Here is a 21,208-nt window from a genome sequence, read left to right on the forward strand (position 1 = left end):
CTGTCGCGGCATGACACTTCACCTTGGACAGACCAGCGCGCTTCCCGCCACGCCGGAAGAAGCGGTGCTGGATTACGTGCCGAACCCACGGCCCGGCCGCACGTATCTCGTGCGGTTCGCGGCACCGGAATTCACGTCTTTGTGCCCGGTAACGGGGCAGCCCGACTTCGCGCACATCGTGATCGACTACGTGCCCGGCGACACGATCGTCGAATCGAAGTCACTCAAGCTGTTCCTCGGCAGCTTCCGCAATCATGCTGCGTTCCACGAGGATTGTACCGTCGGCATCGGCGAGCGGCTGGTCGCCGAAATGGCGCCGCGGTGGCTGCGCATCGGCGGTTACTGGTATCCGCGCGGCGGCATTCCGATCGACGTGTTCTGGCAGAGCGCGGCGCCGCCCGCAGATCTTTGGCTGCCGGATCAGGGCGTCCCGTCGTATCGGGGGCGCGGCTGATCGACTTTTGCGACGTGGCGTTGTTGCATCGCAACATCGTGTGCAACCAACTGCGGCGCCACCGGTTGTCTGGCTGAGTAACCCGTGAATGGGTCGGTAAGCGAAGGCATTGAACGATGAACGAAAAGGCACAGGCGATCGGCGTTGGCCACCTTGCCCTCATCGGTAATTTTCTGCCGCGCAAATGTGGCCTCGCGACGTTCACCACGGATACGTTCAATGCGCTAACGGGGCGGTTCCCCGATCTCACTGTCGACGTCTATGCGATGGACGATCATCCGGGTCGCTACAGCTATCCCGACTCGGTGACCGGCACGATCGCACAGAACGATCTCGCGGCCTATCTCGAGACGGCACGGCGGATCGAGGCGTCGGGCGCGCAGGCGATTTGGCTGCAGCACGAATATGGTATCTACGGTGGGCCGGCGGGCGAACACATCCTTGCGTTGCTCGATCGCACCACGCTGCCGCTGATCGTGACGCTCCACACCGTGCTTGAGAAGCCGAGCCACGACGAGCGCGTGGTGATGGAGGCGCTGCTGCGCCGGGCAGCGAAGATCGTCGTCATGGCAGAGCGCGGGCGCGAAATTCTGACGCGTGTCTATGGTGCGAACCCGCGGTCGATCGTCAACATCCCGCATGGCGTTCCCGACCGTGTCTTTGCCGACCCCGCCGCGTTCAAGCCGCGGTTCGGCTGGCAGGGCCGGCAGGTCATCCTCACGTTCGGCCTGCTAGCGCCGGGCAAAGGGATCGAAACGGTGATCGAGGCGCTGCCGGCGGTCGTCGCGCAGCATCCCGACGCGATGTACGTGGTGCTCGGCGCGACGCATCCCAATCTCGTCGCGCACGAGGGCGAGAAGTATCGCGACAGCCTGAAGGCGCTCGCCGGCGAGAAGGGCGTGGCGGACAATGTCGCCTTCATCGACGCTTTCGTCGAGCAGGACGATCTAATCGATTACCTTCAGGCGGCGGACATCTACGTTACGCCGTATCTTAACCCGGCGCAGATCACGAGCGGCACGCTGTCCTACGCGGTCGGTGTCGGCAAGGCGGTGATCTCGACGCCGTACGTGCACGCGACCGAGATCCTCGCGGATGGCCACGGCGTGCTCGTCGACTTCCGCGATTCGACGGCGTTCTCGCGTGAGATCAACGATCTGCTCGGCAGCGAGCGCAATCGCACGCGCCTGTCCTCGCGAGCCTATGCCCGCGGCCGCACGATGACGTGGTCGCGCGTGGCGGAGCGCGCGATGAGCGAATTGGAGGCGATCGTCGACGGTCAACCCAAGCGGATCGTGCCCGCGAGTGCGCCCAAGGTGCTGTCGCCCGATATCGCCGCAGTCGAGCGGATGAGCGATGCGACGGGCATGCTTCAGCATTCGATCTACTCGGTGCCCGATCGACGCCACGGCTATTGCATCGACGATAACGCGCGCGCGCTGATCCTGATGAACGCGGTGGACAACCTCGACGACGTCGTGCGCGACAAATGGACGACGATCTACGCCTCGTTCGTCCAATATGCCTGGAACCCCGACAAGCGGCGCTTCCGCAACTTCATGAACTATGACCGTACGTGGTGCGAGGACTGCGGATCGGAGGATTCGAATGGCCGCGCGCTCTGGTCGCTCGGCGTCACGGCGCGCGATGCGCGGACGCGCAAGCATCGCGACTGGGCGACGATGATGTTCGACACGACCGCGAGTCTCGCGCTCGAGCTCGGCAGCCCGCGCGCGCAGGCGTTCGCGATGCTCGGCGCCGCCGCGATGCTCGAGGCATCGCCGGGCCACCAACTCGCCCGCTCGATCCTGGAGCGCTTCCCGGACGAGCATGTCGCGTTGCTCGACGAAGCGCGGCGACCGAACTGGGTGTGGTTCGAGATCGTCCTCGCCTACGACAATGCGCGCCTCCCTGAGGGGCTGATCCGCGCCGGCATGGCGCTTGATCGCCGCGATCTGATTGCGGTTGGTGTCGAGACGCTCGAATGGATTATCAGTCGGCAGAAGAGCCCCGCCGGGCATTTTCGCGCAATCGGCTCGGAAAGCTTCGGGCGCCCTTATGCCGAGCCGCTGCCGTTCGATCAACAGCCGCTTGAGGCACAGGCGACGATCGATGCCTGCTGTGCGGCATTCGCGGCGACGGGTGAGCAGCGCTGGCGTGACGAGGCGGAGCGCGCGTACGGCTGGTATCTCGGGCTCAACGAACTCGATCTGCCATTGGCGACGATGCATGACGGCGGCTGCTTCGACGGGCTGATGCCGACCGGCCTCAATCGCAACCAGGGTGCAGAATCGATCCTTGCGCTGCAATTGTCGAGCTGTGCGATTTCGGGGCTATCAAAGGCGACCCAAGGCATGGCAGGGGCCGACCGCGCTGTCGCGTAAGCCCCGCTTGCGCGTCGCCTGCTGACGACAACGCGAGGCTTTCTTGGACCTGTTCAATCATCAGCTGCGGCTGCATGCCGATCCTTCGCGCGTCGTGGTGCGCCCGTTCCACATCCCGTGGTCTGCGACCAACGGACAGGGGCAGAGCCGGGCCGAGCGCATGATCGCCGAGGTGCTCGAGATGTCGCCGCGCGAGGCGAGCGAGCAGCTTGCGGCGGTGCTCAAGGATTTCGAGGCGCGCCACTGGCAGACGCGCCGCGTGTTCATGACGCGGTACGACGACATGGCCGAGCAGATGGGGCTCGATGGCAGCAACATCGGTGACGAGAAGCGGCAGCTGATTGGTGCCTATTTCTGCCACGAGTACAGCTACGCCGCCGCCGCGCTGATGAACCCGAGCGCCGTGCCCCATTTCGACCAGTCGGGCATGCCGCCGGGCTCGCAGCGCATCCTGATGAGCCTGCGCGCGGTGGGCGAGGGGCACATCTCGTCCGTCGCCTTTCGTGAAGGCATCATCGGCGAGGACAACGAACTTCGCCTCGCGCCCGAGCCACCCTTCGCCACCGCGGCCGACGCGCCGGGGATCGACGGTGACGAGATGCCGAGCGGGCCGATCACGGTGCATCGCCATCGCGATTCGACGCTGTCGGGCACGGTCATCTTTCCGATCACCGAGGCGCAGTCGAAGGGGTTGGAGGACCTGCGCCTCGTCCACTTCACGCACGACGACGGCACGATCGAGTGGCTCGGCACCTATACCGCGTACAACGGCGCGAGGATCCAGTCCGAGCTGCTTCGCACCCGCGACTTCCGCAGCTTCGATCTCTTGCCGATGACGGGTACGGCGGCGCGCAACAAGGGGATCGCGCTGTTTCCGCGCACGGTGAACGGCGAATATCTTTCGATCGGGCGGCAGGACGGCGAGAACCTGTATCTGCTGCGCTCCGATCGGCTTGATCATTGGGACGATGGCGAGCTGATCCTGACGCCGGTGTTTCCGTGGGAGCTGGTGCAGATCGGCAATTGCGGCCCGCCGATCGAGGTGGACGAGGGCTGGCTGCTGCTGACGCACGGGGTCGGCGCGATGCGCAAATATTCGATCGGCGCGGCGCTGCTCGACAAGGATGATCCGTCCAAGGTGCTCGGCCGGACGCGCGAACCGATCCTCGCCGCCGCGGACCAGGACCGCGAGGGCTATGTGCCCAACGTCGTCTATACCTGCGGCGCGATGCGGCACGGCGACAAATTGTTCATGCCGTACGGCATCGCGGACAGTTCGGTCGGCTTCTCCTTCGTCGATATCAAGCAGCTGATCGCGCGGATGTGACGGCGGCGGCGCGGCGCGTGGCGCGGTAGAGCCAAGCGACCAGCACCGCGAACAGCAGCGCGCCGCCACCGGCCGCGAGCGGCGCGAAGCCGTCGTCGACCACCGCCAGCGGCGCGTCGCTGCCCGAAAGCGCGACGATGCCGGCGAAGGCGACGCCCCACAGGCTCTCGCCGACGATCATGCCGGTCGCAATCAGCGTTCCCATCCGCTCCGCGCGCTCGGGATCGGCGGTGCGCCGCGCCCAGCGATCGTAGACCGCGCCGATCAGCGCGCCGAGCACGACCGGAAGGATGACTGCCATCGGCAGGTAGATGGCGATCCCGATCGCCAGCGGCGGCAGGCGCATCCGGCCGAGCTTGCCGAGTATTTCGTCCATCACGACGAAGATTGCCCCCGCGAGCGCGCCCCAGCCAAGCATCGACCAGTTGAGGTCGCCCCCGAGCACACCCTTGGCGAGCGAGGAGATGAGCCCCGCCTGCGGCGCGGCGAGCGCGTTGGGCCCGGCCCCCGGCGCGCCGGCAAAGCCGAAGGCGGTGTTGAGCAGATCGAGCACCGGCGGCACCACGATCGAGCCGAAGATCACACCGATCACCAGTGCCACCTGCTGCTTCCACGGCGTCGCGCCGACGAGTTGCCCGGTCTTCAGATCCTGCAGATTGTCGTTCGCGATCGTCGCGATGCCGAACACCAGACCGGTAACGATCAGCGCGTAGGCGACGAGCGACGCCGTGGTATCCGCCGGCAGATCGCGGCCGAACAGCCCGACGAGCAGCAGGGAGGCGGCGATGATCGAGAGGATGCCGATCCCCGACACGGGCGAGTTCGACGCGCCGATCAGCCCGGCCATATAGCCGGTCACCGTCGCGATCATCAGCCCGATCACGACGACGAAGACGAGCGCGCCGCCCACCAGCAACGCTGCCGAGCCGGCGATTGGCCCAACCGACGCCACGCTCCACAGCAGCCATGCAATCGGCACGAGCAGCGCCGTGGCGACCCCGGCGACGACGCCGATCGGCAGATCCTGTTCCTGCAGCGCAAGCGTCTCGCCCGAGTGCCGCGCCCGGCTGGCGGCGAGCGCCGATACCACGCCGCCGACCACCGGGCGCGCGATGCGCAGCAGCGTCCATACCGCCGCAACGCCAATCACCCCGGCGCCGAAGAAGCGCACGTCCTGGCGGAACACCGCGCCTGCCCAATCCTCTACGCTGCCCGGCATCGGCTGTGCGGCGGTGAGGATCGGCAGCAGGATGAATCAGGCGGTGACGAGGCCGACGAGCTGCGCGATCCCGACCGAGAGGCCGACCAAATGACCGACGCCGAAGAGTGCGAAGGACAGCCCGCCCGATACGCCGCTCGCGCCGGCGCCGACGCGGAACCAGCTACCAACCTCCGCCGCGGCGAGCCGCATCTGCGTGAGGATCGCGAAGCCTGCGGAGGCGACGCTGCCGAGGATCAGCAGCCGAAGTCCGGCGGCGCTCTCGGCCGCGCCTTCGTGCGAGGCGGATCCGATCTGAAGCACTTCGGCAGCGGCGCGACCTTCGGGATAGGGCAGCTCGCCCTCGACGACGAGCGCGCGGCGCAACGGCACCGAGAACATCACGCCCAGCGTGCCGCCAAGCGCCGTGATCCCCGCCGTCAGCAGAAACGGAAAGCCCTGCCACCAGCCGATGATGACGAGCCCGGGAAGGACGAAGATGATCGCCGCGAGCGTGCCCGCCGCGCTGGCGATGGTCTGGACGATATTGTTCTCAAGGATCGACGATCCGCTAAACTGGCGCAGGGTCGCCATCGAGATGACGGCCGCCGGGATCGACGTCGCGAAGGTGAGCCCGACCTTGAGCCCGAGATAGACGTTCGCGGCGGTGAACAGCAGCGTGATGATCCCGCCCAAGATGACGCTGCGGAGCGTGAGTTCGGCGAGCGGCTTGGCAGGTTCGATCATTCGCCCGGTGTTGCACAATATTGCTGAAGCGCAAGGGGGCGCCAGTTGGCGCGCTACGCCAACCCTTGGCGGTGCAGGCGGCGGGGCGGACCAAAGCTCGTGCCCGAAAATAGGCAAGCGTCTGTGATAGCGTCGGAAAAGATGTTGGCATGGTAGGTGCAAAGCGTTCGGCACGGCGACGCAAACCGCCGCAAACGACGGAGCCCCAACATGACTGCCCAGAACCAGAAGCTCGCTGCCCCCAAGGACAATCTGCTGGGTATCTGCAATGCGTTGGGCGAGGATTTCGGCTTCAATCCGCTGTGGCTTCGGCTGGCGCTTGGCTGTGCCTTCGTGATCCAGCCGATCAACGTGGTGATCGGCTACTTCGCGCTCGGCCTTGTCGTTCTCGTCTCACGCCTCGCCTTTCCGGATGCGCGTACGGCGAAGCCCGAAACAACGGCCGTCGCGCCGACGGTGCCCGCATCGGCGGATAGCCGCGAGCAGGTTTTCAAGTACGCCAAGGCTGCATGAAAAAATGGCCCGGCAATCCGTCTCCGGATGCCGGGCCAGTCACCCCCGCGCTTGGGTCGGAGGCTTGGGTCGCAGTGCCGTGATGCAGTGATCGAGCCCAGCTCGCATCCCCCCGGCGGGGGGGGCAACGAACAAATCCTCGCCTTTCGCCGCGCTATCGACAGCCGTCCTGCGACCCCCTAGGCGCTTGGCCGCGCAACAAGAGGGGCGGCGATGGCGGGCGCATTGCGGGTGGCTTTGGCAGGATTGGGCACGGTCGGCGGCGGCGTGATCCGCGTGCTCGAGGCCAATCGCGATCTCATTACGCGTCGGGCTGGGCGAGCGATCGAGATCGTCGCGGTATCGGCGCGGGATCGCCACAAGGATCGCGGCGTCGACCTGTCAGGCTTCGAGTGGGTTGACGATACGACGGCGCTTTCGCAGTGCAACGCGGACGTGGTTGTCGAGCTTGTCGGGGGGGCGGACGGCCCCGCGCTTGCACTGGCGCGCGCCACCTTGGCCGCGAACAAGGGGTTAGTCACCGCCAACAAGGCGATGCTCGCGCATCACGGTCTCGAACTGGCGCAGGCGGCGGAGAGCGGGGGCGCCCCGCTGAAGTTCGAGGCCGCGGTCGCGGGCGGCATCCCCGTCATCAAGGGGCTACGTGAGGGCGCAGCGGCGAATGCGATCAGCCGCGTCTACGGCATCCTCAACGGCACATGCAATTTCATCCTCAGCAAGATGGAAGCCGAGGGTCGCGATTTCGCCGACGTCCTTGGCGAAGCGCAGGCGCTCGGTTTCGCCGAGGCCGACCCGTCGTTCGACATCGACGGGGTCGACGCCGCGCACAAGCTGTCGATCCTGTCATCGATCGCATTCGGCACGCGCCCGTCGTTCGGCACCGTCGCGGCAAGCGGCATCCGTCACGTCATTGCCGCCGATATCGCCGAGGCGGCGGCATTGGGGTATCGCGTGCGGCTGGTCGGCATGGCCGAGGCGGGTGGCGGCGGGCTTTTCCAGCGCGTCCATGCGCATCTGGTGCCCAACGATCACCCGCTGGCGCACGTCACCGGGTCGACCAACGCGGTGGTGGCGGATGGCAATTTCGTCGGCCGACTACTCTTTCAGGGCGCGGGTGCGGGCGACGGGCCGACGGCGAGCGCAGTTGTGGCCGACCTCATCGACATCGCGCGCGGCGAATATGGCCCGCCCTATGCCATGCCGGCCGCGTCGCTCGCCGACATGCCGGCCGCGGCGGCGGGCGAGCGTCGCGGCCGCGCCTATCTCCGCTTCACCGTTGCCGATCGCGTTGGCGTGCTGGCGGAGATCGCGGCGGCGATGCGCGACGCCAACGTGTCGATCGAGAGCCTGATTCAGCGCGCCGCCGCAGCAGACGGCACGGCCCTTGTCGCGATCGTCACGCACGAGGCGCCCGAGGCTAACGTGGCCGCGGCGCTTGAACGGCTGCGCGGATCACAGAGCCTGTCGGGCGAGCCGCTGTGGATGCATATCCTCGATTGAAGAGCGGCGCCGGGCCGCTCAGTTGCGCCCGGCGAACATGAACGCCGCGGCGCCGACGAGGCAGGCGAACGCGCCCGCGTGCCGCCAGCTCAGCTGCTCGCCGAGCACCGCGACCGAGAAGACGCCGAACACCAGCAGCGTAATCACCTCCTGCGTGATTTTTAGCTGACCGCCCGTCCAGCCGTGTGCGAAGCCGATGCGATTGGCGGGCACCGCAAAGCAATATTCGACAAAGGCGATGCCCCAGCTGATCAGGATCACGATCGGTAGCGGCTTGGCCATCCCGCCCTTCAGATGCCAGTACCAGGCGGTCGTCATGAAGACGTTCGATACGACGAGCAGCGCGAGCGTAGGCATCGCCAGGGCTGTAGCGCGCTTCCCGGTCCCGGAACAGCAGCGCTACAGAAAACTGTAGGGATCGACGTCCACCGCGACGCGCACCTTGGCGGGCCAGTCGAGCGCGCCCAGCCAGCCACGGATCACGTCCTGCACGTCGAGTGCGCGGCGTGCGTGGACAAGCAGCCGGAAGCGATGGCGACCGCGCAGCATCGCGAGCGGGGCGGGGGCGGGGCCGTAGACGTGCATGCCGTCGACCTGCGGCGCGGCGCGGCCGATCGCCTGCGCCACGTCCTTCGCGCAGCCCTGATCCTCGCTCGACACGATGATCGCGGCGTAGCGGCCGAACGGCGGCGCGCCGGCATCCTGCCGCGCCTCGATCTCGGCGGCGTAGAAGGCGTCGGCGTCGCCGGTAATCAGCGCCTGCATCACCTGCGCGCCGGGGCTGTGCGTCTGGATGAAGACGCGTCCCGGCTTCTCTCCGCGGCCGGCACGGCCCGATACCTGGCGGATCTGCTGGAAGGTCCGCTCGGCGGCACGCAGGTCGCCGCCCTCGAGCCCAAGATCGGCGTCGATCACGCCGACCAGCGTCAGATTGGGGAAATGATAGCCCTTGGTGACGAGCTGTGTGCCGACGACGATGTCGATCGCGCCAGCCTCCATCCGGCCGACGAACTCGGCCGCCTTGGCCGGCGACCAGATCGTGTCCGACGTGACGATCGCGACGCGCGCCTCGGGGAACAGCGCGGACACCTCGTCGGCGATGCGCTCGACGCCTGGCCCGCACGCGACCAGGCTGTCCTCCTCGCCACATTCGGGGCAGGCGCGTGGGATCGGTTCGATATGGCCGCAATGGTGGCAGGCGAGCCGGCGCGTCAGCCGGTGCTCGACCATCCACGCGGTACAATTGGGGCATTGAAAGCGATGGCCGCAGTGCCGGCACAAGGTGAGCGGCGCGTAGCCGCGGCGGTTGAGGAACAGCAGCGATTGCTCACCGCGCGCGAGCGTTTCCTCCAGCGCGACGACCAGCGGCGGTGCGATCCACCGCCCGCGATCGGGCTTATGCTCGAGCAGATCGATCGCCTCGATCGCGGGGAGCTCGGCCGCGCCGTATCGGCCGGGCAGCTTGACCTCGGCGTAATTGCCGAGCGTGACCTGTTGGCGCGTTTCGATCGCCGGCGTCGCCGAAGCGAGGATCACCGGACATTCCTCGAACTTGCCGCGCATCACCGCGACATCGCGCGCGTGATAGTGGACGCCGTCCCCCTGCTTGAAGCTCGTCTCGTGCGCCTCGTCGACGACGATGAGGCCGAGATCGGCGTACGGCAGGAACAGCGCCGATCGCGCGCCGACGGTAACCAGCGCCTCGCCGCTGGCGATCGCGCGCCACGCGCGGCGGCGTTGGGTGGAGCGCAAGCCCGAATGCCAGGCCACCGGCTCGCAGCCGAAGCGATCGTGAAAGCGCTTGAGAAACGGCTCGGTCAGCGCGATCTCGGGCAGCAGCACCAGCACTTGGCGGCCGGCACGGATCGCCTCGGCCACCGCTTCGAAATAGACCTCGGTCTTGCCCGACCCCGTCACGCCGTCGAGCAGCGTCGGGCGGAAAGCCTTGGCGACGACGTCGCGCGCCAATGTGCCAGCGGCGTGCTGTTGATCGTCTGCCAGGGTCGGCGGCGCATGATCCGGATCGGGCACGGGATAGGGGCTGTCGATATCGACTTCGACCGGTTCGATCGCACCGATCTTGCACAGGCCGCGGATGACGCCATCGGACACGTCGGCGATCGTCGCCAGTTCGCGGATCAGGCCCTGACGGTCGCCGATCCGTTCCAGCGCCTGTGCGCGTTGCGGGGTAAGGCGCTCGGGAACGAGGCCAGTTGCGCGATATTCGGTGACGACGCGCGCGCCTTCGAGCGCGGAGGTTGACGACAGCGCCATGCGCACCACCGCCGCCGGCGGCGCGAGATAATAATCGGCGGTCCATTCGACCAGCCGGCGCAGCGCGGGGCGCAGCGGCGGCACGCTGGCGACACCCATCAGGTTGCGCAGGCGGTTGTCGCCGACCTCCGCGTCCGACGGCAACCGCTCGGGTTCCCACACCACGCCGAGCAGCTGGCGCGGCCCGAGCGGCGCGACCACGATCGAGCCGGGCTCGACCGCCATGCCATGCGGCACGCGATAATCGAGCGGCCCAAGGGCGGAATTGAGGACGAGAACACGGGCGCGAGACATCGCATGGGCATATGGGGCGCAGGCGACTCGGAGGAAAGGCAATGGTAAAGCCCGCCGCGTGGAAGATCTGCCCGACCTTTATGCCGCTCACCTCCTGCGCGATCGCCGCCGCTCGGTTCACACCGTCCGCGCCTATCGCGCCACCACGGCGCGGCTGATCGGCTTTCTCGGCCGCCACTGGGGATGCAGCGTCGATCGCGCGGCGTTGTCGGCGACCAGCGCGTCCGATCTGCGTGCCTTTTTGGCGCAGCGGCGCGGCGACGGCCTGTCGAACGCGTCCGCGGCGCGCGAGTTGTCGGCGGCACGCGATTTCCTTGGCTGGGCGAACGGGGAGGGCGGTCGCCCGGCGTTGAAGGGGCCGCGCGTGCGCAAGGGCGTGCCGCGGCCGATCGCGCCGCACGAGGCGCTCGCGCTTGCCGAGGAAGTCGCCGCCGGATCGCGCGTCGATTGGGTCGGCAAGCGCGACTGGGCGCTGCTGCTGCTCCTTTATGGTGCTGGCCTGCGGATCGGCGAGGCGCTCGCGCTCACCGGGTCGGCGCTGCCGCTCGGCGAGACGATCACCGTGACGGGCAAGCGCGACAAGATGCGCATCGTCCCGCTGCTGCCGCAGGTTCGTGAAGCGATCGAGGCCTATGTAGCGGCGGTGCCGTCGGCGCTGGCGCACGACATCCCGCTGTTCCTCGGGCTGCGCGGCGGTCCGCTCGCACCCGGGGTGGTGCGCGCCAGCGTACGAACGGCGCGGGCGACGCTCGGCTTGTCGGATCGCACGACCCCGCACGCGCTGCGTCACTCGTTCGCAACGCATCTGCTGGGTCGCGGCGCGGACCTGCGCGCGCTTCAGGAACTGCTCGGCCATGCCAGCCTCGGCTCGACACAGATCTACACGGCGGTCGATGCGGCGCATCTGCTCGACGTCTATCGCAACGCGCACCCGCGTGCTTGAACGGCGATGCGCCTCTGGCATGCCGGGCACCCCATCGCTATGTGGTTTCACCTGATACCAGGAGATCGTGATGCGCGTCGGCGTGCCTAAGGAAATTAAGAATCACGAATATCGCGTCGGCCTCACGCCCGGTGCGGTGCGCGAATATGCCGCGCGCGGCCATGAGGTGCTGGTCGAGACGGGCGCCGGCACGGGCATCGCGGCGGACGACGAGGCCTATGTCGCCGCCGGCGCGCGGATCGTGCCGACTGCGCAGGAGGTGTTCGCCGAGGCGCAGATGATCGTGAAGGTCAAGGAACCGCAGCCGAGCGAGTGGGTGCAGCTGCGCGAGGACCAAATCCTTTTCACCTATCTTCACCTCGCCCCGGATCCCGAGCAGGCGAAGGGCCTGATGGCGTCGGGCGTGACGGCTGTCGCCTATGAAACGGTGACCGATCGGTTGGGCGGGCTGCCGCTGCTCGCGCCGATGAGCGAGGTCGCCGGCCGGTTGTCGATCGAGGCGGCCGGCGCGGCGCTGAAGGCGTATAATGGCGGCCGCGGCGTGCTTCTCGGCGGCGTACCGGGGGTTGCGCCAGCGCGCATCGTCGTGCTCGGCGGCGGCGTCGTCGGCACGCATGCGGCGCGCATGGCCGTCGGCCTGGGCGCCGAGGTGACGATCGTCGACCGCTCGATCCCGCGGCTGCGTCAGCTCGACGAGCTGTTCCAGGGTCGCGTGCGCACCCGCGTCTCGACGCTCGAGGCGATCGAGCACGAGATCAGCGAGGCGGACGCAGTGATCGGCGCGGTGCTCATCCCCGGCGCCTCGGCACCGAAGCTGGTGACGCGGACGATGCTCGGCCACATGAAGCGCCGCGCGGTGCTGGTCGATGTCGCGATCGACCAGGGTGGCTGCTTCGAGACGAGCCATGCGACGACGCACGCCGACCCGACCTACGAAGTCGACGGGGTGATCCACTATTGCGTCGCGAACATGCCCGGCGCGGTGCCGCTGACGTCGAGCCACGCGCTCAATAACGCGACGCTGCCCTATGGCCTGGCGCTTGCCGACAAGGGCGTGGCTGCGTGCGATGGGGATCCGGGGTTGAAGGCGGGCCTGAACGTGCAGGGCGGCCGTATCGTCAACGAGGCGGTGGCCGAGAGCCTGCGCTGATCGCCCTGCCCGCGGGCGCTTATCGACGAACAGGAAAAAAGCCTCGATCCGGTTGGCCGGGTCGGGGCTTTTTGCTGAGCCTAGCGCGTGGTTGGCCGGCGCTCAGATTGGCCCGGTCGTACACACCACCCGTCTAGCCACGGAGAGGGTGTCCGACCGGGCCTGAACCTAAACCCTTACCAGGGCTTCAGTTCGGTGCCGTAGATAAGCGCGAGAATGAAAGCGAGCATGACGAACTCCCTAGTTATTAGCGTCGCTGGGACGCCCGCTCGAATTAACAACTTATTTACCTTTTCGCAATCGCTTGTCCGCGCCTGTCGCTGTGCCGCGACGGGACGACGTGCTTAAGAGTATCTTCAATCTTCGCGCGCTAGCGTCGCCGCTATGTCCGCTTCTGGCTACAACACCATCGTCGCCGCGCCCGAGCGCCGCGCCGGTATCACGCCGCCGAAAGCAGCGGCCTATCGCCCGACGTGGCGGTTCGTTGTGCTGGCCGCGATCGACAATTTCGCCGCGCTTCGACGGCACGTAGGCTGCGCTCGTGCCGAAACGCTGGTCAGCGATGTCACTAGTCGGCTGAGCGTAGAGATTCCCGCGCTGCGCTTCGCGCTGGCGGGGCGCGACATGATCGAGCTGACGTTCGAGGGTGATTTCGCGGAGGAGGTCGACCGTACGATCGACCGGCTACGTCGCGCGTGTGAACCACCGTTCGATCTCGACGGGGAGCAGCACGAGATTGACGTCGTCTTCGGTGCCGCGATCGGTCGCGCGACGCAGGTTGATGACGTGCGATTGATCGAGGAGGCCGAGGCAGCGCTGGCCGAGGCACGCGCGCTGCGCAAACCGGTAACGCATGACGTGACCGGACCGGGCGGGCGCGAGGCGCGCCGACTGGTCGATGAGTTGCGCGTCGCCGTCGACGAAGACCAGCTGCTGCTGCTCTATCAGCCCAAGATCAACGTTCGGCGGCAGGAGGTGTGCAGTGCCGAGGCGCTGCTCCGCTGGCGCCATCCCGAGCGCGGCCTGGTGCTGCCGGGTGATTTCATCGCCGCCGCCGAGGACGGCGGGGTAATCGACCTGTTGACCTTGTGGACGATTCGTCGCGCGATCGCCGATCAGCGACGGCTGCAGGCGGGCGGCCACGATCTGCGCATCTTTATCAATATCTCCGGCCAGCTGCTCGCTGACGTCGCGTTCGTCCAGGCTGCCTGCCGGCTGGTCGCGGAGGCCGATGCTAAGCTCGGGTTCGAGGTGACCGAAACCTCGGTGATCCGCGACCCGCAGTCCGCGATCGCCAATCTCCAGCGTTTCGCCGATATCGGCATCGTCATCGCGATCGACGATTATGGTGCCGGCCTCTCCAGCCTTGCCTATCTCAAGCAGTTGCCCGCGCGCGAACTGAAGATCGACAAGCTGTTCGTCACGCAATTGACCAGTTCAAATCGCGACCCGCTAATCGTCCGGTCGACGATCGATCTTGCGCATGCGCTGGAGATGGAGGTTGTTGCGGAAGGGGTGGAGACGCACGCGTCGCTCGCGCTGCTCACCGTGATGGGATGCGACATGGTGCAGGGGTTCCTGATCAGCCGGCCGATCGCGATCGAGGCTCTGGAAACGTTCCTCGACGAGGATCGTCATCATCAGGCGCCGCAGGACACACGTGCCTCGTTCAATCGACTGGCGACGGTCTGGAAGCGCGGGTGACATCGCCTCGCCTGCGTTTGGCAGGTCTGCTGGCAGTACCGCTGCTGCTCACCGCCGCATCCAATCCGCGTGCCGCGACCGATCAGCGTTTCGAGGCGATGACGGCGCAGATCAAGGCCGAGATGCTCGCCAATCCCAATCGCGCCATCGCCGGCGCTCAGGGTGCGCTGGCCTATGGCAAGCGCGCCAAGTCGCCGCGAATGGAGGCGACCGCGCTGTGGCTGCTCGGTGAGGGCTATAGCCGGATCGTGGAACTGGATCGGGCGCGCCCGTTACTCGCGGCGGCGCGCACGCTGGTCGAGACCGCCGCGCCCGGCTCGCAGCTCCATGCCGACATTCTCCTGTCCGAAGGCGGCGTGCTGAATGCGGCAGGCGAGGTGGGCCGTGCGCTGGCCGATTTGCGACAGGCGCACGATCTTTTCGTCCGCTCGCGCGACACGCGTAGCCAGGCCAAGGCGTTGATCATGATCGCGCTGGTCCACGCCAACGGCAACGATCACACCGGTGCGCTGCGTTATTTCGGCGAGGCGCGAGAGGCCTATCGCGTCGATCGCGGGCTGCTGGTGGCGATCTACAACGGACGCGGATCGGCGCTGAAGGAGCTCGGCCGATTGCGCGAGGCGTCGATCGAGCTCGAGCGGGCGCTGGCGATCGCCCGCGAGATGAAGAGCCCGCTGCTCTACGCGCTGATCCTCAGCAATCTTGCCGATGTACGCTTGGCGCGTCACGATCTGGTCGCAGCCGACCGCACGATCGCGCAGGGGCTTGATCTAACCAGGCGGCCCGATGCCGCGGCATATCGACCGATCTTCATCGCCCTGGCGGCGCAGGCGGCGTTCGAGCGCGGCCAGATCGCCCGCGCGCGCGATCTGATCGAGCAGCGCTTCGCTGGCACCGATCTCGCCGCGACGATGCTTCCGGATCGTCCGGCGCACGACGTTGCCTATCGCATCTATACCCGGCTGGGGCTCAGCGATCGTGCCCTGCCGCATCTCGCGGCGCTCAAGCGGCTCGACGATCAGGCAACCGCAACCGTCCGTTCCACTACTGCCGCCATCGCCGGCGCGCGGTTCGATTTCGCCAACCAGGAGCTGCGCATTTCGCAGTTGAAGGCGGCCGACTTGCAAAAAAGCGTCGCCTTCGAACAGGCCCGGGTACGGACGCAACGCCTGATCTTCCTCGGGATTGCGGGCGCGACGGCACTGATCATCGCCTTGCTCGGCTTCGGCCTGTTCACGTTGCGGCGCAGCCGTGATGCGCTGGCCGTGTCGAACACCAAGCTTGGCAAGGCGCTGACGGCGAAGACCGAATTCCTCGCCACGACCAGTCACGAGATACGCACGCCGCTGAACGGCATACTCGGCATGACGCAGGTCATGCTCGCCGATCCAAAGACGGACAGTGCGACGCGTGATCGGCTATCGGTTGTTCACGGTGCCGGCGTGACGATGCGCGCGCTGGTCGACGATATTCTCGACGTCGCAAAGATGGAAACGGGAAAGATGACGATCGAGGAGGCGCCCGCTGACGTGCGCCGGACGATCGTCGAAGCGGCGCGGATGTGGGAGGACCAGGCGCGCGCCAAGGGCCTGTCCTTCACACTCGACCTTTCGGAAGGCCCCGCATGGGTGGTGACCGATCCGACGCGGCTGCGGCAGATCGTATTCAACCTTCTGTCGAACGCGGTGAAATTCACCGCCGCCGGCACGATCAACGTCAAGGGCACGATCGACGGCGATCGCTGGCGCCTGTCCGTTGCCGATACCGGCATCGGCATCGCACCCGATAAGCACGAACTCATTTTCGAGGCATTCCGGCAGGCGGACGCCGGAACGACGCGGCAGTTCGGTGGCACGGGGCTCGGCCTTTCGATCTGCCGCAACCTGTCGCGTGCGATGGGCGGCGACGTTTCGGTGACGAGCCGGGAAGGCGAGGGGGCGACCTTCGTTCTCGACCTGCCGCATCAGGCCGTCGTCGCGCCAAATGCGGCCCCGGCAGACGGTGCCGGCATCCTGGTGTTCGACCGCAATCCGATCACCCGCGCGATGTTCAAGGCCTTGTTCGGCCCCGTCGCGGGCAGCGTCACCTTTGCGGGTACCAGCGAGGAGATCGATAGCGCGCTGGGCGCTGCGGTGCCTTGCATCATCCTGTTCGACGACGCGACGCTGCGCGCTGTCGCCGATCCGACAGCGCTGATATCCGCGCTTGCGGCACGTTACGCGAACACAAGGATCGTCTTGCTCGGCCCGGCGCTGGGCGCCGCCGAGCGGGCGACGTTCGCCGCCGCCGGAATTGCCCGTTTCATCACTCGTCCGATTGGTAGAAACCTACTAGTCCAGGCCGTGTTTGGCGACGAACCGAGTGAGTCGCCGCTTGTGCACGAAGCGGCTTGAGACGATAGTAATGACGGTCATGAAACGAACTGCTGCTCCTGCCGGCCAACGGCGATGAACGTCCTCTTCATCGAGGACGACCGGATGAACCGCCGGGTCGTTCGCGATATGCTCGACGTGGCCGGCGCGTCGATGACCGAAGCCGAAAGCGCGGAAGAGGGGCTGCGTATCCTCGATGCGCAGGATTTCGACATGCTGTTGGTCGACCTTCGCATGCCCGGCATGGACGGTATAACCGCGATCACCCACATCCGCGCGCGCGGCGATGCAAAGGGCCGGGTGCCGATCATCGTCGTCACCGCCGATATCGCCGCGGACCTGCGTGAGCGCTGCCTTGCCGCCGGCGCGAACGACGTGATCTTCAAGCCGGTGGCGATGGACAATCTGTTCGACGCGATGGGTCGGGTTCTCGCTGCGAGCGACGACGATCTGCTCGCCTGAACGCGAATGATCCGCGGTGATCAGTAGCCGCGGTCGAGATCGGCGACATTCTCCATCGGCGTGCCGGCGCGGAACGCCTTCAGATTGCGCAGGAACAGCGCGGCGGCGCGCTGGAACATCTTGGTCTGGCTGCGCCCCGACAGATGCATGGTGATCATGCAATTGGGCGCCTGCCACAGTGGATGATCCGCCGGCAGCGGTTCGGGGGCGGTCGGATCGAGGAACGCGCCGCCGATCGTGCCGCCGTGCAGCGCCTCGAGCAATGCGTCGTCGTCGATCATGTCGCCGCGCGCGATGTTGATCAGCCATGCGTCCGGCTTCATCGCAGCGAGCTCTTCACGGCCGATCATTGCCTTTGTTTCGCCGGTGGATGGGGCGGCCAGGATCACCCAATCATGGTCGCCAAGCGTTGCGCGCCACTGGTCCGGCGTCAGCGTGCCGTCGCTGCCCGACCGGGTGACGCCGGTTACCGTGATGCCGAAGCCGCGCAGACGCTCGCCGATCGCGCGGCCGATGGCGCCATAGCCGACGATCAGCGCGCGCGTTTCGTACAGCTCGGTCTTGCCGGGCGAGTCGGTCAGCCATTCGGCGCGGTCGTGCGCGCGCACCACCTCGTCGAAGCGCTTTGCGGCGGCGAGAACGCCCAGCACGGCGTATTCCGCCACGGCATAAGCGTTGATGCCGACGCCGTTGGTAACGATCGCACCCTTCGCGCGCAGCACGTCGAGCGGAAAGGCGTCGAGCCCCGCGAAGATCGTCGACACCCACTTGAGGTTGGGGCCGGCGCAACGGATCGCCGCATTGACGCGCGCGGCGGTGTTCATGTCGACCCAGGCGATATCGGCATCGGCGATCATCGCATTGGCTTCGTCCGCGTTGGTGAACCAGCCCACCGACAGATCGTCGGGAAGATGCGGCGCGAGAAGCGGGCAGGCGAGCGCGGGGAGAACGGCTTTCATGCTGCGACGATAGCGCGCCCGTTCGCACTCGCCTATGGGCTGCCGCGTGATTGCCGTTTTGCTACTCGCCGCTGCACCCGCGCCTGCCGCGGGTCTCGATGCTTCCGCGCTCGAGGCGTTGCGCGCGATCGATCTGCGGCTCGCGACGATCGCGCATCGGCTTGTAATCGGCAATGTCGCGCTGTGTCGCGATCGCTCTCCGGCGACCGGGCTCGTGCTCCACGCCGCCACGCAATATGACGCGGCAACCGCGGGCGCGGCCCGCGCCACCTTCGGCTTCTCGACGCCGATCGCGGTCGAGGCCGTCGTCGCCGGTTCGGCGGGTGCGCGCGCGGGGATCGCGGCGAATGACGGGATCGTCGCGCTCGAGGAGACAAAGCTCGTCGCGACCGCAACGCCGCCGTCGAGCATCGATCGCGATCGGGCGCTCGACCTGTTCGAGCAGGCTTCCAGTCCGGTGCGCGTCACCATCGATCGCGGCGGCGCCCGGCGACCGGTCGCAATCGATGCGCCGGCCGCATGCCGCGCGCGCTTCGAGGTGCTGCTCGGACCGGAGATGACGGCGCAGTCGGATGGTCGCATCGTGCAGATCGGCGTGCGCTTCTTCGAACGCTATCGCGACGACGAGGTCGCCGTCGTCGTTGCGCATGAACTCGCGCATACGATTCTGCGTCATCGCGTGCGGCTCGAGGCGGCGGGTGTGAAGGGCGGGCTGCTCGGTGAATTAGGCCGCAACGCGCGGCTCGGGCAGCAGGCGGAGACCGAGGCGGACGAGCTAGGCGTCGCGCTACTGTATAACGCCGGTTATGACGTGGCGTCGGCGGCACGTTTCTGGCGGGAGCGCGGCGGCGATATCGATGGCGGGCTGTTCCGCAGCCGCACGCATCCCGCGACCAAGCAACGCATCGAGGCGATCGAGCGGGCCGCTGCTGCGGTACCGGCGCGCCGCCCCTATTTGCCCGCGATCCTCGCGACGCGCGATCAGCCGTTCGGCAAGTAGCTGCCCGTCACACCGCGACGCGCCAGTCCCATCCGAGCGGATCGCCGTCCATCACCTCGACGCCCTGCGCGATCAGCGTGTCGCGAATCGCATCGGACGCGGCGAAATCCTTCGCCTCGCGCGCTGCCCGCCGTGCCGCCAGATGCGCGCCGATTGACGCTTCATCGATCGCGGCTTGGGCAGGACGCGCACGCAGGTCACGGCGCGTCAGGAGATTGAGCGGTAGCCCCAGTACCTCGGCGAAGTCCGTCAAAGCCGCGAGGCGCACGCCCGGCGACAGCTTCTTGTCCGCGACGAGCGCATCGAGGACCGGCAGCGCCTTGGGCGTATTGAGATCGTCCGACACCGCCGCGTCGAGCTGCGCGCGGTACGCTGTTGCATCGCCCTTCGCCGGTGCGTCGGCGCGCGCACGCAGCCCTTCGATCGCCTGAACGAGCCGTTTCAGCCGTACCTGCGCCGCCAAGAGGCTGTCCCAAGAGAATTCGAGTTCGCTGCGGTACTGCGCCTGAAGGCACAGCATGCGATAGGCGAGCGGATGGAAACCGCGGTCGGTGAGCGCCTTCAGCGTCAGGAACTCGCCGGACGATTTGCTCATCTTTCCCGTACGATCGACGAGGAAGTTGTTATGCATCCAGAAGGCCGCGCCACTATCGGCGCAGCCGCAATGCGCTTGATTCTGTGCGATCTCGTTGGGGTGATGAATCTCGCGGTGATCGATCCCGCCGGTATGGATGTCGAACGACGGCCCGAGATACTTCTGGCTCATCACCGAGCATTCGAGATGCCAGCCCGGCGCGCCGCGTCCCCACGGCGAATCCCACTCCATCTGGCGGTCCTCGCCCGGCGGGCTCGTGCGCCAAATCGCGAAATCCTGCGGGTGCCGCTTGCCCGCGACTGGATCGATCCGCCCTTCGCCGGCATCCTCTGCGGATCGCGCAAGCCTACCGTAATCGGGCACGGTACTGACGTCGAAGTACAGCCCGCTGTCCAATCGGTAGCAGTGGCGTGCTTCGATCGCGATGGCGAAGTCGATCATCTCCGCAACGTGATCGGTAGCGAGCGGCAGATGGGTAGGCATGCGGATGTTGAGATCGGCAAGATTCTGTTTGAAGGCGTCGGTGTAATGCCTTGCGATCGCCCAAATATCCTTACCGCTGCTTCTCGCCGCGGCTTCCATCTTGTCGTCGCCGGCATCGGCATCCGACGTTAGGTGGCCGACATCGGTGATATTGATGACGTGAGTGAGCTTCAGACCCTTCCACGTCAGGACGCGCGACAGGGTATCGGTAAAGACATAGGCGCGCAGGTTGCCGACATGCGCGTAATTATAGACCGTCGGCCCGCAGGAATAGACACGGGCGCCAAGGGCGGGATCGCGCGGCACAAACGGCTGCATCGAGCGCGAGAGGCTGTCGTAGAGCGAAATCGGCGTCATGCGCGGGGCTCTAGCGGGGGTGCAGGTCTATCGCAAAGGGGCTGGACGCGTGTCGGTGGGCGGGTCGCGGTCGGCATGCGGGTGATGACCGTGTCAGGCAATCGCCGATGATTGCGCGATCGCGGCGTTTGGCGGCAGCGCGATAGCGCATCGGGTTGCGCTGGCGCCGGGGCGGTGTTAGGGGCGATGGTTCACGGCGCGGGCGATCGTTCGCGGCCGCCGTTTGCCGTTCAGATTTCGGAGAAGTGTCGGTTTTATGCAGATCATCGTTCGCGACAACAATGTCGATCAGGCCCTGCGCGCGCTCAAGAAGAAGCTGCAGCGCGAAGGCGTGTACCGCGAGATGAAGCTTCGCCGTCACTATGAGAAGCCGTCGGAGAAGCGTGCGCGTGAGCGTGCCGCGGCGGTGCGTCGGGCCCGCAAGCTCGACCGCAAGCGCGCGGAGCGTGACGGCGCGCGGTAAGCTGCGCCGCTGCTTCTGACGTTATTATA

The 21,208-nt window shown here is 66.9% G+C and carries 16 protein-coding genes and 1 pseudogene; 12 read left to right on the top strand and 5 right to left on the bottom strand.

Annotated elements, in window-relative coordinates:
- The first annotated feature begins 10 nt into the window (after positions 1-10).
- The 3 genes from queF to F1C10_RS01960 all read left to right on the top strand — a co-directional run bounded on the left by queF (position 11) and on the right by F1C10_RS01960 (position 4,165).
- Positions 11-454 carry a preQ(1) synthase gene (gene queF / locus F1C10_RS01950; RefSeq protein WP_185208337.1) on the top strand — a complete coding sequence of 148 codons (444 nt, stop codon included), beginning with the start codon at positions 11-13 and terminating at the stop codon, positions 452-454.
- Between the two features lie 116 nt (positions 455-570).
- Complete coding sequence (locus F1C10_RS01955) at positions 571-2,838, top strand: glycosyltransferase family 4 protein (RefSeq protein ID WP_185208339.1); 2,268 nt, start codon at positions 571-573, stop codon at positions 2,836-2,838.
- 43 nt (positions 2,839-2,881) lie between these two features.
- The gene (locus F1C10_RS01960) at positions 2,882-4,165 is read left to right on the top strand and encodes a glycoside hydrolase family 130 protein (RefSeq protein WP_185208341.1); all 1,284 of its coding nucleotides are present in this window, start codon (positions 2,882-2,884) and stop codon (positions 4,163-4,165) included.
- Here F1C10_RS01960 and F1C10_RS01965 read toward each other — a convergent pair.
- A pseudogene (locus tag F1C10_RS01965) lies at positions 4,140-6,110 on the bottom strand (OPT family oligopeptide transporter). The gene F1C10_RS01960 and the pseudogene F1C10_RS01965 sit on opposite strands and share 26 nt — an antisense overlap.
- Before the next feature lie 210 nt (positions 6,111-6,320).
- On the opposite strand from F1C10_RS01965, the gene F1C10_RS01970 reads away from it, so the two are divergent.
- Both F1C10_RS01970 and F1C10_RS01975 read left to right on the top strand, forming a co-directional pair.
- Positions 6,321-6,623, top strand: a complete 303-nt coding sequence (locus F1C10_RS01970; protein WP_185208343.1) for a PspC domain-containing protein — start codon at positions 6,321-6,323, stop codon at positions 6,621-6,623.
- A gap of 213 nt (positions 6,624-6,836) precedes the next feature.
- Positions 6,837-8,123: a homoserine dehydrogenase gene (locus tag F1C10_RS01975; RefSeq protein WP_185208344.1), complete on the top strand. Its 1,287-nt coding sequence runs from the start codon at positions 6,837-6,839 to the stop codon at positions 8,121-8,123.
- Positions 8,124-8,141: 18 nt separating this feature from the next.
- Here F1C10_RS01975 and F1C10_RS01980 read toward each other — a convergent pair whose 3' ends face one another.
- Complete coding sequence (locus F1C10_RS01980) at positions 8,142-8,480, bottom strand: DMT family protein (RefSeq protein ID WP_185208346.1); 339 nt, start codon at positions 8,478-8,480, stop codon at positions 8,142-8,144.
- 42 nt (positions 8,481-8,522) lie between these two features.
- On the bottom strand, positions 8,523-10,691 hold the full coding sequence (locus F1C10_RS01985; RefSeq protein WP_185208348.1) for a primosomal protein N': 2,169 nt from the start codon (positions 10,689-10,691) through the stop codon (positions 8,523-8,525).
- A gap of 58 nt (positions 10,692-10,749) precedes the next feature.
- Here F1C10_RS01985 and F1C10_RS01990 point away from each other — a divergent pair, with 58 nt between their 5' ends.
- From F1C10_RS01990 to F1C10_RS02010, 5 genes are all read left to right on the top strand, one after another.
- Positions 10,750-11,634, top strand: a complete 885-nt coding sequence (locus F1C10_RS01990; RefSeq protein ID WP_185208350.1) for a tyrosine-type recombinase/integrase — start codon at positions 10,750-10,752, stop codon at positions 11,632-11,634.
- Between the two features lie 70 nt (positions 11,635-11,704).
- Entirely contained in the window at positions 11,705-12,784 is a 1,080-nt protein-coding gene (gene ald / locus F1C10_RS01995) for an alanine dehydrogenase (protein ID WP_185208352.1), read from the top strand.
- Positions 12,785-13,168: 384 nt separating this feature from the next.
- Positions 13,169-14,488 carry an EAL domain-containing protein gene (locus F1C10_RS02000; RefSeq protein ID WP_185208354.1) on the top strand — a complete coding sequence of 440 codons (1,320 nt, stop codon included), beginning with the start codon at positions 13,169-13,171 and terminating at the stop codon, positions 14,486-14,488.
- A complete protein-coding gene (locus F1C10_RS02005; protein ID WP_185208356.1) occupies positions 14,485-16,881 on the top strand; it encodes an ATP-binding protein in 2,397 nt (798 codons plus the stop codon). Before F1C10_RS02000 ends, F1C10_RS02005 begins: the two co-directional genes overlap by 4 nt.
- Before the next feature lie 54 nt (positions 16,882-16,935).
- Positions 16,936-17,322: a response regulator gene (locus F1C10_RS02010; RefSeq protein ID WP_185208357.1), complete on the top strand. Its 387-nt coding sequence runs from the start codon at positions 16,936-16,938 to the stop codon at positions 17,320-17,322.
- 20 nt (positions 17,323-17,342) lie between these two features.
- Here the strand turns inward: F1C10_RS02010 and F1C10_RS02015 are convergent, their stop codons facing one another.
- The gene (locus F1C10_RS02015; protein ID WP_185208359.1) at positions 17,343-18,281 is read right to left on the bottom strand and encodes a D-2-hydroxyacid dehydrogenase; all 939 of its coding nucleotides are present in this window, start codon (positions 18,279-18,281) and stop codon (positions 17,343-17,345) included.
- Positions 18,282-18,327: 46 nt separating this feature from the next.
- On the opposite strand from F1C10_RS02015, the gene F1C10_RS02020 reads away from it, so the two are divergent.
- Complete coding sequence (locus tag F1C10_RS02020) at positions 18,328-19,281, top strand: M48 family metallopeptidase (RefSeq protein ID WP_258043020.1); 954 nt, start codon at positions 18,328-18,330, stop codon at positions 19,279-19,281.
- A 7-nt stretch (positions 19,282-19,288) separates the two neighbouring features.
- Here the strand turns inward: F1C10_RS02020 and cysS are convergent, their stop codons facing one another.
- Positions 19,289-20,716: a cysteine--tRNA ligase gene (gene cysS / locus F1C10_RS02025; protein WP_185208363.1), complete on the bottom strand. Its 1,428-nt coding sequence runs from the start codon at positions 20,714-20,716 to the stop codon at positions 19,289-19,291.
- 256 nt (positions 20,717-20,972) lie between these two features.
- Here cysS and rpsU point away from each other — a divergent pair, with 256 nt between their 5' ends.
- A complete protein-coding gene (rpsU, locus tag F1C10_RS02030) occupies positions 20,973-21,179 on the top strand; it encodes a 30S ribosomal protein S21 (RefSeq protein WP_022686405.1) in 207 nt (68 codons plus the stop codon).
- Positions 21,180-21,208 lie beyond the last annotated feature (29 nt).

Origin of the sequence: Sphingomonas sp. NBWT7, from assembly GCF_014217605.1 — a bacterium.
In the GTDB taxonomy this organism is placed as follows: Bacteria; Pseudomonadota; Alphaproteobacteria; order Sphingomonadales; family Sphingomonadaceae; genus Sphingomonas.

What these genes read in the sequence shown, in the direction of transcription:
- rpsU (WP_022686405.1), top strand. Translation starts at nt 20,973, where the DNA reads ATGCAGATCATCGTTCGCGACAACAATGTCGATCAGGCCCTGCGCGCG.
- F1C10_RS01975 (WP_185208344.1), top strand. Translation starts at nt 6,837, where the DNA reads ATGGCGGGCGCATTGCGGGTGGCTTTGGCAGGATTGGGCACGGTCGGC.
- F1C10_RS01955 (WP_185208339.1), top strand. Translation starts at nt 571, where the DNA reads ATGAACGAAAAGGCACAGGCGATCGGCGTTGGCCACCTTGCCCTCATC.
- queF (WP_185208337.1), top strand. Translation starts at nt 11, where the DNA reads ATGACACTTCACCTTGGACAGACCAGCGCGCTTCCCGCCACGCCGGAA.
- F1C10_RS02015 (WP_185208359.1), bottom strand. Translation starts at nt 18,281, where the DNA reads ATGAAAGCCGTTCTCCCCGCGCTCGCCTGCCCGCTTCTCGCGCCGCAT.
- F1C10_RS01970 (WP_185208343.1), top strand. Translation starts at nt 6,321, where the DNA reads ATGACTGCCCAGAACCAGAAGCTCGCTGCCCCCAAGGACAATCTGCTG.
- F1C10_RS02000 (WP_185208354.1), top strand. Translation starts at nt 13,169, where the DNA reads ATGTCCGCTTCTGGCTACAACACCATCGTCGCCGCGCCCGAGCGCCGC.
- F1C10_RS01985 (WP_185208348.1), bottom strand. Translation starts at nt 10,691, where the DNA reads ATGTCTCGCGCCCGTGTTCTCGTCCTCAATTCCGCCCTTGGGCCGCTC.
- F1C10_RS01980 (WP_185208346.1), bottom strand. Translation starts at nt 8,480, where the DNA reads ATGCCTACGCTCGCGCTGCTCGTCGTATCGAACGTCTTCATGACGACC.
- F1C10_RS02010 (WP_185208357.1), top strand. Translation starts at nt 16,936, where the DNA reads ATGAACGTCCTCTTCATCGAGGACGACCGGATGAACCGCCGGGTCGTT.
- ald (WP_185208352.1), top strand. Translation starts at nt 11,705, where the DNA reads ATGCGCGTCGGCGTGCCTAAGGAAATTAAGAATCACGAATATCGCGTC.
- cysS (WP_185208363.1), bottom strand. Translation starts at nt 20,716, where the DNA reads ATGACGCCGATTTCGCTCTACGACAGCCTCTCGCGCTCGATGCAGCCG.